The organism is Ensifer sp. R1-3 (assembly GCF_056739175.1).
On record NZ_CP096515.1, the window covers coordinates 63,272 to 78,232 of the forward strand.

Annotated in this window: 13 protein-coding genes and 1 pseudogene; 8 read left to right on the plus strand and 6 right to left on the minus strand. The window is 62.4% G+C overall.

The window, feature by feature from the left end; genetic code table 11:
* The 7 genes and pseudogenes from M1D43_RS00305 (at nt 1) to M1D43_RS00335 (ending at nt 6,874) form a co-directional block, all read left to right on the plus strand.
* Nucleotides 1–863: pseudogene (locus tag M1D43_RS00305) on the plus strand (sugar phosphate isomerase/epimerase).
* Between the two features lie 8 nt (nt 864–871).
* Complete coding sequence (locus M1D43_RS00310; RefSeq protein ID WP_420376734.1) at nt 872–1,885, plus strand: sterol desaturase family protein; 1,014 nt, start codon at nt 872–874, stop codon at nt 1,883–1,885.
* 81 nt (nt 1,886–1,966) lie between these two features.
* Nucleotides 1,967–3,208, plus strand: a complete 1,242-nt coding sequence (locus tag M1D43_RS00315) for an NAD(P)/FAD-dependent oxidoreductase (RefSeq protein ID WP_013844786.1) — start codon at nt 1,967–1,969, stop codon at nt 3,206–3,208.
* A gap of 66 nt (nt 3,209–3,274) precedes the next feature.
* Entirely contained in the window at nt 3,275–3,604 is a 330-nt protein-coding gene (locus M1D43_RS00320) for a MocE family 2Fe-2S type ferredoxin (protein ID WP_004434108.1), read from the plus strand.
* 62 nt (nt 3,605–3,666) lie between these two features.
* On the plus strand, nt 3,667–4,707 hold the full coding sequence (locus M1D43_RS00325; protein ID WP_318853468.1) for an NAD(P)-dependent alcohol dehydrogenase: 1,041 nt from the start codon (nt 3,667–3,669) through the stop codon (nt 4,705–4,707).
* Between the two features lie 80 nt (nt 4,708–4,787).
* Nucleotides 4,788–5,513 carry an SDR family oxidoreductase gene (locus M1D43_RS00330; protein ID WP_004434102.1) on the plus strand — a complete coding sequence of 242 codons (726 nt, stop codon included), beginning with the start codon at nt 4,788–4,790 and terminating at the stop codon, nt 5,511–5,513.
* A 131-nt stretch (nt 5,514–5,644) separates the two neighbouring features.
* Nucleotides 5,645–6,874 (plus strand): NAD(P)/FAD-dependent oxidoreductase, encoded by a 1,230-nt coding sequence (locus M1D43_RS00335; RefSeq protein ID WP_153314598.1) that lies wholly within the window; start codon nt 5,645–5,647, stop codon nt 6,872–6,874.
* Nucleotides 6,875–6,969: 95 nt separating this feature from the next.
* Here the strand turns inward: M1D43_RS00335 and M1D43_RS00340 are convergent, their stop codons facing one another.
* Nucleotides 6,970–7,368 (minus strand): VOC family protein, encoded by a 399-nt coding sequence (locus tag M1D43_RS00340; protein WP_028003082.1) that lies wholly within the window; start codon nt 7,366–7,368, stop codon nt 6,970–6,972.
* A gap of 241 nt (nt 7,369–7,609) precedes the next feature.
* Between M1D43_RS00340 and M1D43_RS00345 the strand changes: the two genes are divergently transcribed.
* A complete protein-coding gene (locus M1D43_RS00345; protein ID WP_153314596.1) occupies nt 7,610–8,452 on the plus strand; it encodes a DUF7986 domain-containing protein in 843 nt (280 codons plus the stop codon).
* An 87-nt stretch (nt 8,453–8,539) separates the two neighbouring features.
* On the opposite strand, the gene M1D43_RS00350 is transcribed toward M1D43_RS00345, so the two are convergent.
* The 5 genes from M1D43_RS00350 to ctaD form a co-directional block, all read right to left on the minus strand.
* Nucleotides 8,540–11,101: a GcvT family protein gene (locus M1D43_RS00350; RefSeq protein WP_153314595.1), complete on the minus strand. Its 2,562-nt coding sequence runs from the start codon at nt 11,099–11,101 to the stop codon at nt 8,540–8,542.
* A gap of 260 nt (nt 11,102–11,361) precedes the next feature.
* The gene (locus tag M1D43_RS00355) at nt 11,362–11,721 is read right to left on the minus strand and encodes a cytochrome C oxidase subunit IV family protein (RefSeq protein ID WP_004434089.1); all 360 of its coding nucleotides are present in this window, start codon (nt 11,719–11,721) and stop codon (nt 11,362–11,364) included.
* A gap of 11 nt (nt 11,722–11,732) precedes the next feature.
* Nucleotides 11,733–12,455, minus strand: a complete 723-nt coding sequence (locus M1D43_RS00360) for a heme-copper oxidase subunit III family protein (protein ID WP_004434085.1) — start codon at nt 12,453–12,455, stop codon at nt 11,733–11,735.
* Nucleotides 12,456–12,467: 12 nt separating this feature from the next.
* Nucleotides 12,468–13,166, minus strand: a complete 699-nt coding sequence (locus M1D43_RS00365; RefSeq protein ID WP_010969992.1) for a cytochrome c oxidase subunit 3 — start codon at nt 13,164–13,166, stop codon at nt 12,468–12,470.
* A complete protein-coding gene (gene ctaD, locus M1D43_RS00370) occupies nt 13,163–14,944 on the minus strand; it encodes a cytochrome c oxidase subunit I (RefSeq protein ID WP_010969991.1) in 1,782 nt (593 codons plus the stop codon). The genes M1D43_RS00365 and ctaD overlap by 4 nt, the downstream gene beginning before the upstream one ends.
* Nucleotides 14,945–14,961 lie beyond the last annotated feature (17 nt).

A 14,961-nucleotide genomic window follows, 5' to 3' on the forward strand; every position in this document is an offset into this window, starting at 1 on the left:
ATGTCCAAGAGAATAATCTTTACACAGTCGATCTGGGCGATGGAGCGCCGCGATCCCGATGGTGCGGAACGAAGCGCCGAGGAAAACCTGGATATGATTGCTGCGGCCGGCTTCGACGGTATCAGCGGTCCGTGCGCGGAGGCGGCAGCCGCCGATGCGCTTGCGGGCGCGGCGGCCGCGAGGGGGCTCGCCGCCCAGGCGGAATGGCAGTGCTTTCCCAAGACGGTCGACGATTTGAAGCCGGTGCTCGATTTCGCGGCGAAATGGGGCGGTCATCACATCTGCCTGCAGCCCGACGTCCGGCCACGCCGCTTCGAAGATTGCGTGACGCTGCTCGAGAGCTGGCTGAGGCTCTCGGAGCAATCGCCGATACCGGTCTGGATCGAGACGCACAGGGACCGGATGACGACCGATCTCTACTTCACGCTCGATCTCCTCGAGGCGTTCCCGACCATGGAACTCGTGGCCGACCTTTCCCACTATCTCGTCGGGCGTGAATTCGCATGGCCCGTCAGCGCGGAAAACCATGGCTACATCAACAGCATCCTCGACCGGTCCCGGGCGCTGCATGGACGGGTCGCCAGCCGCGAGCAGGTACAGATCGAGATCAGCTTTGCGCACCACAAGCCGCTGGTCGACCAGTTCCTGACTGGTGGGAAAGGGCGATGCGCAACTATCTCCTTCGCCCGCAGGACGAGGCGCCGTTCGCATTCAATTGCGAGCTGGGCCCGCGGCCATATGCGATCACCGATCGCGACGGTCGCGACACGACGGACCGATGGGCTGAGGCGCTGCAACTGCGAGACCTCGTCAGGGAACGTTGGGGGCGGGTGCAGGGCAGTCTCGCGTCATCTGCGGCCTGAAGAACATAATGGAGGAAACGGATATGAGTGACGCTGTTCAACCCGAAAAGCCGAATACCGGTGGCTGGGCGCCGCCGAAACCCGTCGAGACGCCCCCGGTCTTCGTGTGGCCTCCCAAACCCATGGCGCTGTTCAAATGGCTGTTCGGCAAGGAGGGCTACCTGCTACCCCTCAACATTCCGATCATGCTGATCTCGACCTTCATCTGGTGGTATTTCATCCCCGACCTGGAGCGGATGAAGACATTCGAATTCGGATGGATCGCCCAGGTTTATGCCGTCAACCTGGTGTCGCTCGTCGTCTGGACCACGATCTGGCATGTCCGCTTCTACGTGCAGCGGGCGCAGGACACCGAGTACAAGTACAACAGGCGCTGGCCGAAGGATACCGAGACGTTCATGTTCGGCAGCCAGTTGCTGGACAATATGTTCTGGACGCTGGTGAGCGGTGTCACCATCTGGACCGCCTATCTGGTGGTTACGCTGTGGGCGATGGCCAACGGCTGGCTACCCTACCTCGATATGGCGGAACATCCCTTCTATTTCGCGCTGTTCATGTTCCTCATCGCCCTGTTCCGTGAGTTTCATTTCTACTCCGTCCACCGGCTGCTTCACTTCGGGCCGCTCTACAAGTGGGTGCACTCGATCCATCACAAGAACTCGAATCCGATCCCGTGGTCGGGCATGGCGATGCATCCGGTCGAACACCTGTTCTATATGTCCGGCGTACTCATCCACTGGATCATCCCATCCAATCCGCTCCTGGTGGTCTATCATCTGCAGCACCTGGCCTTTATGCCCGCCCCGGATCACAGCGGCTTTGCCAAGCTGGTCGTGAACGGCAAGGCGCAGATGGACGTCGCCACCTACATGCACTATCTCCACCACCGCTATTTCGAGGTGAATTACGGCGGGGATGGTTCCGTGCCGCTCGATCGCCTGTTCGGGACCTGGCACAACGGGTCGGCGGAAGCCCATGAGCGGATGAACAGGCGCTTCAAGGAAAAGAAACTCCAGCGCTGAAGTTCAAACCCACCCGTGTCCGGCCGGCCACGCCGGCCGGCGGGCTTCGGGGAGCATGGCATGAGACCTAGGAGAGGGCCGGTGCATCAGGAAAATATGGTTATCGTCGGATGCGGTCACGCTGGCGCGCGAGCGGCGCAGGCCTTGCGGACGAACGGTTGGCACGGCGGGATCACGTTGGTGGATGGCGAGGGCCGCACGCCATACGAACGCCCTCCGCTGTCGAAGGCGGTGCTGAAAGGAGAGAGCGAGGCAGAGGATGCCCCGCTCTTCCCCGCGGACTTTCTCGCGAAGAACGACATCCACGTTCTGAAGGGGGTCGCGGCCGCGGCGATCGATCGGCCGACGAGGCAACTGCGATTGTCGGATGGCGGCTCCATCGCCTATCACCGTCTCCTGCTGGCGACCGGAGCGGAGCCGCGCAACCTGATCGTGCCGGGTGCCGACCTGCCCGGTAGCCACACGCTGCGGAGCGCGGACGACGCCGCCCGGATCTTTCCTTACCTGCGGCCCGGGGCGGAGATCGTCATTGTCGGAGGCGGGCTAATCGGCCTGGAAGCGGCTGCGAGCGCCACCGTCCGAGGATGCAAGGTTACCGTGGTCGAAGCAGGGCCCAGGCCGATGATGCGGGCGGTGCCGGCAGAGCTGTCCCACGAAGTCCGCCTGTTCCATGAAAGCAAGGACGTGCGCTTCGTTCTTGGACGCCAGGTGAGCGAGTTGGAAGGCGATGGTCGCGTCCGTTGCGTTCGTCTCGACGACGGCACGGTCCTGCCATGCACAGCCGTGGTGATCTCGGTGGGCGTCTCCCCCCGGACGGCGCTTGCGGAGGCCGCGGGACTGGAAATCGACAACGGCATCGCTGTGGACCGTTTCCTGCGGACCTCTGACCCCTTCATCTATGCCGCGGGAGACGCCTGCGCCTTCGAGCAGGTCTCCGGCCCGCGCATGCGCCTGGAGTGCTGGAAGAATGCGGAGGATCAGGGAACGCTTGCCGGCCGGAACATGCTTGGCAGCGACGAAGCATACGTGCCGTTGCCATGGATGTGGTCCGATCAGTTCGACCGGACGATGCAGATTGCCGGCCAGGCCGGAGGCAGCGCGGAAGACGTGCGGCGGCGTTGCCCGGACGGTACGCTGCTGATCTATCACCTCGACAAGGACCAGATGATCCTCGGCATCAGCGGCTTCGGCTCCATTCGCGAGGTTTCGCGGGGGGTCCGGATGGGTCAACTCCTCATGGAAAGGGGAATCCGGCCTGGAAGAAAGGCGCTGGCGGATCCAGAATTCGACCTGCGGTCACTCGCCAAGGCGGCCGTGGCCTGAAGAGCGCCGCTCCGAAGGAAAGGGGCAGAACGTTGTGGACGTGCATAGTGAAAAGTGGAGTTGGGAATGTTGGACGATAGGAACTGGGTCAAGGCATGCGACGCGAAGAAGGTCGGCCGAGAGGATGTTGCACGGTGGGACCACAGCGGCCGCAGTTTTGCGATATTCCGGACCGCTGACGATCAATATTACGCAACCGATGACATCTGCACTCACGAATATGCTCATATTTCGGATGGTTTCGTAGAGGGGACGACCGTCGAATGCCCAAGGCACGCCGGCTGCTTCGATTTCCGCACCGGCGAGGCGCTTAATCCGCCGGTTTGCGTCAACCTGCGCACCTTTCCCGTGAAAGTCGTGGATGGCGCGGTATACATAGACATCGACGAGCGATGATGCTGGCAGGCTCGTTTGGCCTGCGGCGGTAACGGCGACCCACAGCACGAGGAGATCAGATAGTGGCAAAGGCGCTTGTACTTGAAAAGAAGGGGCAGTTGTCGCTGCGCGACATCCCGGTCCGGCGGGATCTGTCGCCGACCGACGTGCTGATCGGAATCCGCACCGTCGGCGTTTGCGGCTCCGATGTCCACTATTATACCCATGGAAAGATCGGGCCCTTTGTCGTCAACGAGCCGATGATATTGGGCCACGAGGCCGCGGGCGTCGTTCTGGAGGTTGGCTCGCAAGTCCGGCATCTGAAGAAGGGTGACCGTGTCTGCATGGAACCCGGCATTCCGGACCTCTCCTCCCGGTCGTCCAAGCTGGGCATCTACAATGTCGATCCGTCCGTACGGTTCTGGGCCACGCCGCCGGTCCATGGATGCCTGACCCCCGAGGTCGTTCATCCGGCGGCCTTCACCTATCGTCTCCCCGACCACGTGTCCTTCGCGGAAGGGGCGATGGTCGAGCCGTTCGCCATCGGCGTGCAGGCCGCCCTTCGCGCGGGCATCAGGCCAGGCGATGTCGGCGCCGTCATGGGGGCGGGCCCGATCGGCATGATGACGGCACTGGCCGCGCTCGCGGGGGGATGCTCCAAGGTCTACGTGGCCGACCTCGCGCAGCCGAAGCTGGATGTCATCGGGGCCTATGAGGGTATCGAGACAGTCAATGTCCGCCGGCAGGCGGCTTCCGAGGCTCTCGCGGAGGCGACGGGCGGCTGGGGGGCGGATGTCGTCTTCGAGTGCTCCGGAGCCGCACCCGCAATCCTTGCTCTTCCGGGTCTTGCGCGCCCGGGCGGAACCGTCGTGCTCGTCGGCATGCCCGTCGAACCCGTCCCCTTCGATATCGTCGGTATGCAGGCCAAGGAACTGCGGATCGAGACCGTGTTCCGCTATGCCAATGTCTACGACCGCGCTATCGAACTGATCGCCTCCGGCAAGGTCGATTTGAAACCGCTGATCTCGGCGACCATTCCGTTCGACGAGAGTATCGCGGCCTTCGACCGCGCCGTCGAGGCGCGCCCCACGGACGTAAAGATACAGATCGAGATGCCGGCTTAAGGGCCGGCGGCTCGGCTCTCCGAACGCCTGCAACGTGCCGGCCGGTACCAATCGCAAACCGACAAGCGTCTGGATTCAACATGGAATTCTCCGGAAAATCAGTCATCGTCACCGGCGGCGGCAAGGGCATCGGACGGGCGACGGTGGCGCTTCTGGCCGCGCGCGGCGCTCAGGTCGTGGCGCTCAGCCGCACGCAGTCCGATCTGGACGAACTCTCCAGTCAGACCGGCTGCCACGGCATCGTGGCCGACCTTGCCGATGCGGCGGCGGCGCGTGCCGCCATGGTGGAAGCGGGAACCTGTGACATCCTCGTCAATTGCGCGGGGACGAACGTGCTGGAAAGCCTCATCGACATGACGGATGACGGTTACGACGTCGTCATGAACACAAACCTGCGTGCCGCACTCATCTGCGCGCAGGAATTCGCCCGAGCCCGCATGGCGGCCGGTGGCGGAGGAGCGATCGTGAACGTCACCAGCATCGCGGGCCACCGCGGGTTTCAGAACCACGTCTGCTACGCGGCGTCCAAGGCCGGTCTCGAAGGCGCGACGCGCGTGATGGCAAAGGAACTTGGCCCATACGGGATCCGCGTCGTGGCCATAGCGCCCACGATCACGATGACTGAGCTTGCGGCCGCGGCCTGGGCGGATCCGCAAAAGAGCGAGCCGATGATGGTCCGTCATCCCGCCGGGCGTTTCGCGACGGTCGACGATGTCGCAAGGAGCATCGCCATGCTCCTCTCCTCGGATGCCGAAATGGTATCGGGAGCCGTCCTGCCGGTCGACGGCGGGTTCCTTGCCGTGTGAGGGATCGAGCCGAGCGAGATTTCGCCGAGCAACTTCGACGTCTGACGCCTTTCCTCCGGGGTTTCCTGCCGGTTCCAGTTTATGCCCATTCATGACATTGTGCGAATCTGGAGCAAACTCTGAAGACCGGGATGATGCCTGAAAGAATCGTGATCGTGGGGGGCGGGCAGGCCGGCGGCAGGGTCGCGCAGATACTGGCCGGTTCTCCCGCCAATCTCGATATTGCGCTGATCGGGCTTGAGCCGCATCCGCCGTACAACCGCCCCCCGCTTTCCAAGGGCGTGCTTCTGGGAAAGTCCGAACTGAAGGATTGCGTGATCTGGCCGCAGGGCGACGCGACGGCGGGCAGGGTGCGGTTCTATCCTGGTCGCAGGGCGGCATCGCTCGATATTCATGCGAGACATGTGATCACGGATGATGGGGCGAGGCTCGATTACGACAAGCTCGTCCTGGCAACCGGATCACGCGTGCGCCGCCTATCGGTTCCAGGTGCGGAATGCGACGGCGTCTTCACCTTGCGCACCTTCGATGACGCCGTCGCGATCGCACGGCGATTTCACAGGAGCAAGCGTCTTCTCGTCGTAGGCGGCGGCTTCGTCGGGCTCGAGATCGCCGCGGCAGCCCGTTCGCGCGGGCTCGAAACGGTCGTCGTCGAAGCGACCAACAGGTTGCTTTCGCGAATAGTCCCCGAGGAGATCGGCGCGGCCCTGGCGCGGTATCACGAGGCTGCCGGCGTCTCGTTCCGCGTGGGCTTGATGGTCGAGAAGCTTGTGGCCAACCGCTCTGGAAAACTGAAATCGGCCGTCCTGTCCAACGGCGAAACAGTTTCCTGCGACCTGGCGGTGATCGGTGTCGGCGTCACGGCGAATACCGAGCTTGCCAAGGAGGCGGGATTGGACGTCCAAGTCGGCATCCGCACCGATTCGGCGCTGCGTGCCTCTGCCGACGGTGTCTACGCATGCGGAGATGCGGTCTCGTTCTGGCACCCGTTGTTCGAGCGCTATGTACGCGTCGAGGCCTGGCAGAATGCGGAGGACCACGCGCGGGTCGTGGCGTCTCAGCTTCTCGGGCAGGACATGGTCTGCGACACCGTGCCCTTCTTCTGGTCGGACCAGTATGAGTGGTCGATGCAGATTGCCGGCATTCCCTATTTCGGCAGTCAGCTCGTCACGAATACCGTGGAAGAGGCCAGGATCCTTTACCACCTCGATGCCCGCGGCCGCCTCGTCGCCGCGACCGGCCTGGGCCATGACAGGCTCATCGGCAGGAAGATCGCCGAGGCGCGCCGGCTGATCAAGCGGCGCGCCCGGCCGAATCCGCAGATGCTGAAGACAGGGCGGATTCAGTTGGAGGATGGTTAGGCGTCAGTTGCCGCCGAACCGCACCCGCAACGATCTCTAGCCCGGGTCGAAATTCGCGAACCAGGAGGCGCTTCGGAGCCAGTCTCGTTGCGACGTCAGGATTTCTGCGCCTTGCCCGGAAGTAGACTTTGCGGCTCTCCGATTTCTACCGCATGCCTGTCTGGATCAAAGAAGCGGAACACTCGCTGCCCCCATGCTTGACGCTCTATGGGATGTATCATTTCCACGTGCGGTGCGATGTTTTCGAAGGCCGCCTCGATGTCCTCATGTTCGAAATACAACAGGAGATTTCGTCGCCCATAGGGTTCTTCCGCAACAATCGCCTTTCCCCAAATGGTTTCTTCAAGTGAACTACCCTCGTGGATCGCAAAGCCGGTCTCAAAAAGGACGAAGTTTCCGAAGTCCTCCAATACCTTCAGACCCAGTCTCTTTTGGTAAAAGTCCTTGGAGCGATCGATGTCTCGGACGAACGGGATCGGGTTGATAAAGCGCATTGGACTCCCTGTGTAAGTGCAAAGTCGTCCGGATCGGCTTCGCGCCGTGACGCGCGCAACGGAAGGTCTTCCGCACATCTTACTGGCTGTGTCGTAAACGACAACTGAACCGCAGCCTTTGACGCGACGAGGGGCCGAAACTGTGAACTGGTGCATCTTTTCCAGTGATGGCGAAGCGTTTAGCTTTCCGGAGGGAGAAAGTGAATGGGATTTCCCCTCTTCAGAACGGAAGGAGGCAGCGATGGCGAGCGGACACAAACTCGAGCGGCTGACGAAATGGGCATCACGTCCGGAATGGAACGAGGCGATGGAGAACTTGCTCGACAGCCATGTCTTCCTGGTCACCGGACGTTACGACCTCGACCTCGATCAGCTTGCCGATATTATCGGAGAGACGGCTGTCATGAACCTGTGGGCCTGCGCGTTTGAAGACTTGCTCTCGCGCGATTTCGACGGACGCAATGTGGTCGACGATTATCTCAAGCGCCGCGGCTGGAAGGAGAGTGCCAGCAACCGCGCCTATATCAAGGCATTGAGCGATGCGCGCATGAGCCTCTACGAAGTCAGCGGCCTCAAGCGCGGCCATGGCTTTTACGTGCGCGATCTCCTGCGCGGCGGCGAGCCGGTCTGGGTCAGTGACGGATTGAGGGCGAATGATCTCGCCGAGGGCGACCGGCTGGCCGCGCGCCTCGTCGAAGTCAATGGACAGGCGGACCTCGGCCTGGCGTCCTTGTGGTTTTCGCTGGTGGCGAGCGAAGAGGTCATCGAGACTTTCGAGGAGCTGAAGAACCTGAGCCGGAAGGAGATGGCCAGCATGATGACCGGCCTGGTCGAAGCGCTCGAGGCCGAGGGCGGCATGGCCGATGCGGTGGACGGGATCAGCCTCGAAGAGTTCAAACAGGCAATCGCCGGGAATGCCGGGGACGCGTCGGACGAGCCGATGGGAATCGAAGCCATTCTCGCATCCAGTCCTGAGCAGTTCACCAATATCTGGCTGGAGCATATGCTGAACAGGCTCATCGGCCCGCCGCCGGGTCTGGAGGACGATGCCGACGAGCCTGAAGAGATCGACGACCGAAAATAGGAAGGTGCGCGCGGCAGGCGTATGCGATCACGTCCCTGGTTTCACGCCGGACCGGCCTGAAACCAGGGACACTTTATCCGGCCCCGGTTACGTCCGCGGCTTCAGGTTTTCCGGATCGTAGAGCGGCTTGTAGCCGACGCCGGCGACCTCGACCGGGTAGGTCTCGGCGAAATACTCGACATTGAGCTTGCGGCCGACCTGGCAATGGGACCAGGGCAGATAGGCGAGCGCTATGTTCTTCCCGATCGTCGGACCGTAGGCGATGGAAGTGGTGTAGGAGCGGCGGCCGAGTTCGTCCACCAGCACCTCGCCGGTCTCCGGGTCCATGACCGGCAGGTTGCCGACCGGGTAGCGCTTCACGCCGTTCCTGTCGGTGTTCTCCGTCATGACGAGCGTGCAGAGCATGGCGGGCTGGTGCTCGCGCGCCTTGTATTCCAGATGCTTCGCCTTGCCGCGGAAGTCCGCTTCCTTGACCTTGGGACGGGCAAGGTCGGCCTCGATAAGGTTGTAGTGGGTGAGAAGATCCGCGTTCTGCAGGCGGAGGCTCTTTTCCATGCGGCGCGAGTTCGCATAGGTCTCGACGCCGAAGGCCATGACGCCGGTGGCGCGCAGCGCATCCCAGACGGCCAGGCCGTCCTCGTATTTCATGTGCAGTTCCCAGCCCTGCTCGCCGACATAGGAGATGCGGAAGGCGGAGACCGGCCTGCCGGCGATCTCGATCTGCTTGATCGAGGCGAAGGGGAAGTTCTCAGGATCGAGGCCCGCCGGTTCCGCCACCACCTTCTTCAGCGTCTCGCGGGCATTCGGGCCCCAGATGCCGATGGTGACGAACTTCTCCGAAACGTCCGTGATGGTGACGTCTAGGCCCCGGTCTTCCGCGACACGGCGCATATAGTGGAAGTCGCGCGGGCCGGCATCGGCGCCGTTCACGAGGCGGCAGCGGTCGGCCATGCGGAAGACGGTGAAGTCGGCCCGCACCATGCCCTCGTCATCGAGGAAGTGGGTGTAGATGCCCTTGCCGATATTGCCGTCTCCACCGATCTTGGCGGCGCAAAGCCATTCGAGAAGCTCCACATGATCCGGACCTTCGATATCCACCATGTGGAAGTGCGAGAGGTTGACGATGCCGCAATCCTCGCTCATCGCCAGATGTTCGGCGTTGGAAACGCGCCAGAAGTGGCGGCTGTCCCACTCGTTCTCGCGTACCGGAATGCGGTTGCCGTATTTCTCGAGCAGGTGCTCGTTGGCGGCATAGCCGTGCGCACGCTCCCAGCCGCCGAGTTCCATGAAGTAGCCGCCGAGCTCCTTCTCGCGCTCGTAGAAGGGCGAGTGCTTGACGTTGCGGCCGCTGGCATAGGGCTCGCGCGGATGCACGGCCGGGAAATAGATCTTCTGCGCCGCCTCGAAGCAGCGGCCTTCGATGAACTTCTCTTCGATCTGGTGCGGATAGAAGCGGGCGTAGTCGATCGAGGCGTGGTCGGTATGGGTGCGCCCGTCCGTCATCCAGTCGGCGATCAGCTTGCCGTAGGCCGGGCCGTCCTTCACCCAGATGGCGACGCAGTACCAGAGGCCGCGCACCTTCTGGCTCTCGCCGCAGGAGGGGCCGCCGGCAGCCGATACCTGCAGCAGGCCATTGAAGGAGTGGCCCTCGTTATAGCCGAGCTCGCCGAGGATCGGCGTCAGTTCCATGGCGCGCTCGAGCGGCTCGATGATCTGCTCCATATCGAGGTCGCGCTGCGAGGGCGACAGGCGTGCCTCGTGCTTTTCGAGAATGTCGCGCGGATGGCAGAGGCGCGGATTGTCGGTCTCGTAATAGCCCCATTCGATCTGGCCGCCCTCGGTTGTCTTCGGGTCGCCGGTGTCGCGCATATAGGCCGAGTTGCCCTGATCGCGCAGCAATGGGAAGCCGATTTCCTTGCCGGTACCTTCGAATTCGTTGTACGGGCCGAAGAAGGTGAGCGGATGATCGACCGGCATGACGGGCAGGTCCTCGCCGACCATTTCAGCGATCAGGCGACCCCAGATGCCGGCGCAGACGACGACATGGTCGGCCATAATCGTGCCGCGATGCGTGACGACGCCCTTGATGCGGCCGTTCTCGACAAGCAGCGCAGTTGCCGGAGTATTGCCGAAGATCTGCAGCTTGCCGGACTTTTCCGCCGCATCGACCAGCTTGCCGGCAACCGTCTGCGAGCGCGGGATGACGAGGCCGGCATCCGGATCGAACATGCCGCCCATCACCTGATCTTCCTCGATCAGCGGGAACAGCTTCTTGATTTCGGCCGGCGAGACATAGTGTGCGCGGGTGCCGAAGGCCTTGGCGGAGGAAAGCTTGCGCTTGATCTCCTCCATCCAGACGTGGTCGCCGGTGCGTGCGACCTCTAGGCCGCCGATGCGGGCGTAGTGACCCATCTTCTCGAAGAAGTCGATCGAATATTGCGTCGTCCAGACCGAGAGATAGTCGTGGCTGGTGGTGTAGCAGAAGTCGGAGGCATGTGCCGTAGAGCCGATATCCGTCGGAATGCCCGACTTGTCGATGCCGACGATATCGTCCCAGCCACGCTCGATGAGGTGGTGGGCGATCGATGCGCCGACGATGCCACCCAGTCCTACGATTACGACCTTCGCCTTTTCCGGAAACTCTGCCATTGATGCGACCCTGGTTAATTTTGAAGCCGGATATTAGAGCCTGCCGCGCCGCGAGTTGAGCCTGTCTACGACATAATCATCGTGCTGCACGACCAGAATGTTGCCGGTGGCGGGCGGGGAAGGCCGCGGCCGCTGGTATGCTCATCTAGCTGATATCGCGAGAAAATACACCCGGCGGGGCGGCGAGGTACAAGCTTTTCCTCGAACAGGGAGTCGGCAGGCTGATGCGTCGCCGAAACGCGACCTTTCGGCAGTCGCTTTTACTCGCCGCCACCGAAGAAGGTGAGGCGCGTGAAGAGGACATAGTTCGATTCCGACACCATCAGCGCCACGAAGACGAGCACCAGCAGCGGGGGCAGAATGATCGCGTAGATCAGCGCCAGGCGCTCCCACGCCATATGCATGAACACGGCTACGATGAGGCCCGCCTTCAGCATCATGAAGATGAGGATCAGCGACCAGCGGAGATAGCCCTGCAGACCGAAGTAATCGACGAGGTATGAAAGAGCGCTGAGGACGAACAGCAGCCCCCAGACCAGGAGGTAGAGCTTGATCGGGTGCTGCTGGTGCTCCGTGTGGGCCGCCGCATGTTGTGCCGGATGTGTTTCCGCGTGAGCCATGATGCCCTCCCTCACCACAGATAGAAGAATGCGAAGATAAAGACCCAGACCAGATCGACGAAGTGCCAGTAGAGGCCGGTTATCTCGACGATCTCGTAGCGCCCCTTGCGGCTGGTGAAGAAGCCGCGCCGCTCCGTTTCGAAATCGCCGCGCCAGACCTTGCGGGCGACGATCAGCAGGAAGATCACGCCGAAGGTGACGTGGGTCCCGTGAAAGCCGGTGATCATGAAGAAGGTAGAGCCGAATTGGGCGGCGCCCCAGGGGTTGCCCCAGGGCCGCACGCCCTCGGCGATCAGCTTCGACCATTCGAACGCCTGCATGCCGACGAAGGCGGCGCCGAAAAGCGCCGTCAGAAGCATGAGCGCCGCGGTCTTGCGCCGGTCGCGGCGGTAACCGTAGTTGACGGCCATGGCCATGGTGCCGCTGCTCGAAATGAGAACGAATGTCATGATGGCGATGAGGATCAGCGGCATGTGCGTTCCGCCGATTTCGAGTGCGAAGACCTCGCTCGGATTGGGCCATGGAACGGAGGTGGACATCCGCGCCGACATGTAGGCAAGCAGGAAGCAGCCGAAGACGAAGGTGTCGCTGAGGAGAAAGATCCACATCATGGCCTTTCCCCAGGAGACATCCTTGAAGGTGCGCTGGTCGGAGGCCCAGTCCGACGCGAGCCCCGCCAGACCGGCGGGGCGCGGGAGCGTTTCTGCGGCGGGCTTCTTCATCGGTGCAGACATGTTCAGCGGTTCCTATGTCAGCAGTTGGCGGCAGAACTCGATCACGCCGCTGGCCCAGCCGGCAAAGAGAGCGAAGAGAACCAGCCAGACAATCAGCATGAAATGCCAGTAGATGGCGCAAAGCTCGATCGACAGGCGCGTTCTGTTGCCGAGCGGTGTTTGCGAGGCATGTGCGGTTACCCGGCCGAGAGCGAAAAGCCCCCCGATGATGTGCAGGCCGTGCATGCCCGTAAGCAGATAGAAGAAGCTGTTGGCCGGATTTCCGGCGAGGAAATATCCGGCGTCCGACAGCGCACGCCAGGCGAAGAGCTGACCCGCCAGGAAAGCGAGGCCAAGGGCGAGCCCGGCCAGGAGACCGATCCGGGCTGCCTCGTCGTTCCGCCGCTCTGCCTCAACCTTTGTCCAGTGCAGGGTGATGCTGCCGGCGGCGAGGATGCCCGTATTGAGCCAGAGAAGGCCGGGCAAAGGCAGCGCGCCCCAGTCGGATGACGCCATCCGCATGAAATAGGCGCTGATCGCAAGTGAAAACAGCGCGCCGACGACGGCGAGAAATACGCCGAGGCCGATTTTTGCCGGCGGCAAACGTGTTGCGCCCCGGCGGTCGTGGAAGTGACCGACCTCGAGCCAAGGGCGCGATGTCAGGCGCTGCCCTGCGAGCCACCAGGCGATGATGGCGGCGATAGCCGCCAGAAAGAAGGCGACGATGCTCATGAGACGGTCTCGTGACTGAGGCGGCCGGGCGTCGGCTGGTTCTGCGGGATGAAATCTTCCGGCGCGCCGGGGACGCTGTAGTCATAGGCCCAGCGATAGACGACGGGCAGTTCATTGCCCCAGTTGCCGTGAGGCGGCGGCGTCTCGGGCGTCTGCCATTCGAGCGTCGTCGCTCGCCACGGATTGCCCCCGGCCTCCCGGCCATGGCGCAGGCTCCAGGCGAGATTGAAGAGAAACACGATCTGCGCAGCGCCGACGAGAAGCGCCATGACGCTGATGAAGGCGTTGAGCTCCGCGATCGAGGTCGTCACGAAAGACGCTTCGCCGAGCTCGTGATAGCGGCGCGGGACGCCGATGAGGCCGAGATAATGCATCGGAAAGAAGATGGCGTAGGCGCCGATGAAGGTGACCCAGAAATGGATCTGGCCCATCGCCTCGTTGAGCATGCGCCCGGTGATCTTCGGATACCAGTGATAGATGGCGCCGAAGATCACCATGATCGGCGCCACGCCCATGACCATGTGGAAATGCGCGACGACGAACATCGTGTCGGAGAGCGGCACGTCGACGACGACATTGCCGAGAAAGAGGCCCGTCAGTCCGCCATTGACGAAGGTGACGATGAAGGCGAGGGCGAAGAGCATCGGCAGGGTCAGATGGATGTTGCCGCGCCAGAGGGTGAGGACCCAGTTATAGACCTTGATCGCCGTCGGCACCGCAATGATCAGCGTGGTCGTGGCGAAGAAGAAGCCGAAATACGGGTTCATGCCGCTCACATACATGTGGTGTGCCCAGACGATGAAGGAGAGGCCGCCGATGATGACGATCGCCCAGACCATCATGCGGTAGCCGAAGATGTTCTTGCGGGCATGGGTGCTGATGAGATCGGAGACGATGCCGAAGGCGGGCAGCGCGACGATGTAGACTTCGGGGTGGCCGAAGAACCAGAACAGGTGCTGGAAGAGGATCGGGCTGCCGCCGCCATATTGCAGCTGCTCGCCCATTTCGACGATGGCCGGCATGAAGAAGCTCGTGCCGAGCAGCCGGTCGAAGAGCATCATGACGCAGGCGACGAAAAGGGCAGGGAAGGCAAGCAGCGCCATCACCGTCGCGGTGAAGATGCCCCAGACGGTCAGCGGCAGCCGCATCAGCGTCATGCCGCGCGCGCGGCCCTGCAGCACGGTCACGACATAGTTGAGGCCACCCATGGTGAAGCCGATGACGAAGATGATCAGCGAGGAGAGCATCATGATGATGCCCCAGTCCCGGCCTCCGGGCGTGCCGGAAAGTACCGCCTGCGGCGGATAGAGCGTCCAGCCGGCACCGGTCGGTCCACCGGGCGTGAAGAAGCTTGCGGCCAGGACGATCACGGCGAGCAGATAGATCCAGTAGCTCAGCATGTTGGCGTAGGGAAACACCATGTCGCGCGCGCCGACCATCAGCGGGATCAGATAGTTGCCGAAGCCGCCGAGGAAGAGGGCAGTGAGCAGATAGATCACCATGATCATGCCGTGCATGGTGATGAACTGGTAGTAACGCTCGGCATCGATCAGCTCGAATGTGCCGGGAAAACCGAGTTGCAGCCGGATCAGCCAGGACAGCACCAGCGCCACCATGCCGATGGCGATCGCGGTCATGCTGTATTGAATGGCGATGATTTTGGCATCCTGGCTGAAGACATAGCGCGTCCACCAGCTATGCGGATGATAAAGCTCAACATCCTCGACTTCGGGAGGCGGAAGTGCCTCGCCAATACCGGACCGGACGTCGACCATCATATCTCCTCCCCAGGGGC

Bases quoted from the DNA above. Each gene is read 5' to 3' on its own strand.
- M1D43_RS00335 (WP_153314598.1), top strand. From the start codon at position 5,645: ATGATGCCTGAAAGAATCGTGATCGTGGGGGGCGGGCAGGCCGGCGGC.
- M1D43_RS00350 (WP_153314595.1), bottom strand. From the start codon at position 11,101: ATGGCAGAGTTTCCGGAAAAGGCGAAGGTCGTAATCGTAGGACTGGGT.
- M1D43_RS00310 (WP_420376734.1), top strand. From the start codon at position 872: ATGGAGGAAACGGATATGAGTGACGCTGTTCAACCCGAAAAGCCGAAT.
- M1D43_RS00320 (WP_004434108.1), top strand. From the start codon at position 3,275: ATGTTGGACGATAGGAACTGGGTCAAGGCATGCGACGCGAAGAAGGTC.
- M1D43_RS00330 (WP_004434102.1), top strand. From the start codon at position 4,788: ATGGAATTCTCCGGAAAATCAGTCATCGTCACCGGCGGCGGCAAGGGC.
- M1D43_RS00340 (WP_028003082.1), bottom strand. From the start codon at position 7,368: ATGCGCTTTATCAACCCGATCCCGTTCGTCCGAGACATCGATCGCTCC.
- M1D43_RS00345 (WP_153314596.1), top strand. From the start codon at position 7,610: ATGGCGAGCGGACACAAACTCGAGCGGCTGACGAAATGGGCATCACGT.
- ctaD (WP_010969991.1), bottom strand. From the start codon at position 14,944: ATGATGGTCGACGTCCGGTCCGGTATTGGCGAGGCACTTCCGCCTCCC.
- M1D43_RS00355 (WP_004434089.1), bottom strand. From the start codon at position 11,721: ATGGCTCACGCGGAAACACATCCGGCACAACATGCGGCGGCCCACACG.
- M1D43_RS00360 (WP_004434085.1), bottom strand. From the start codon at position 12,455: ATGTCTGCACCGATGAAGAAGCCCGCCGCAGAAACGCTCCCGCGCCCC.
- M1D43_RS00365 (WP_010969992.1), bottom strand. From the start codon at position 13,166: ATGAGCATCGTCGCCTTCTTTCTGGCGGCTATCGCCGCCATCATCGCC.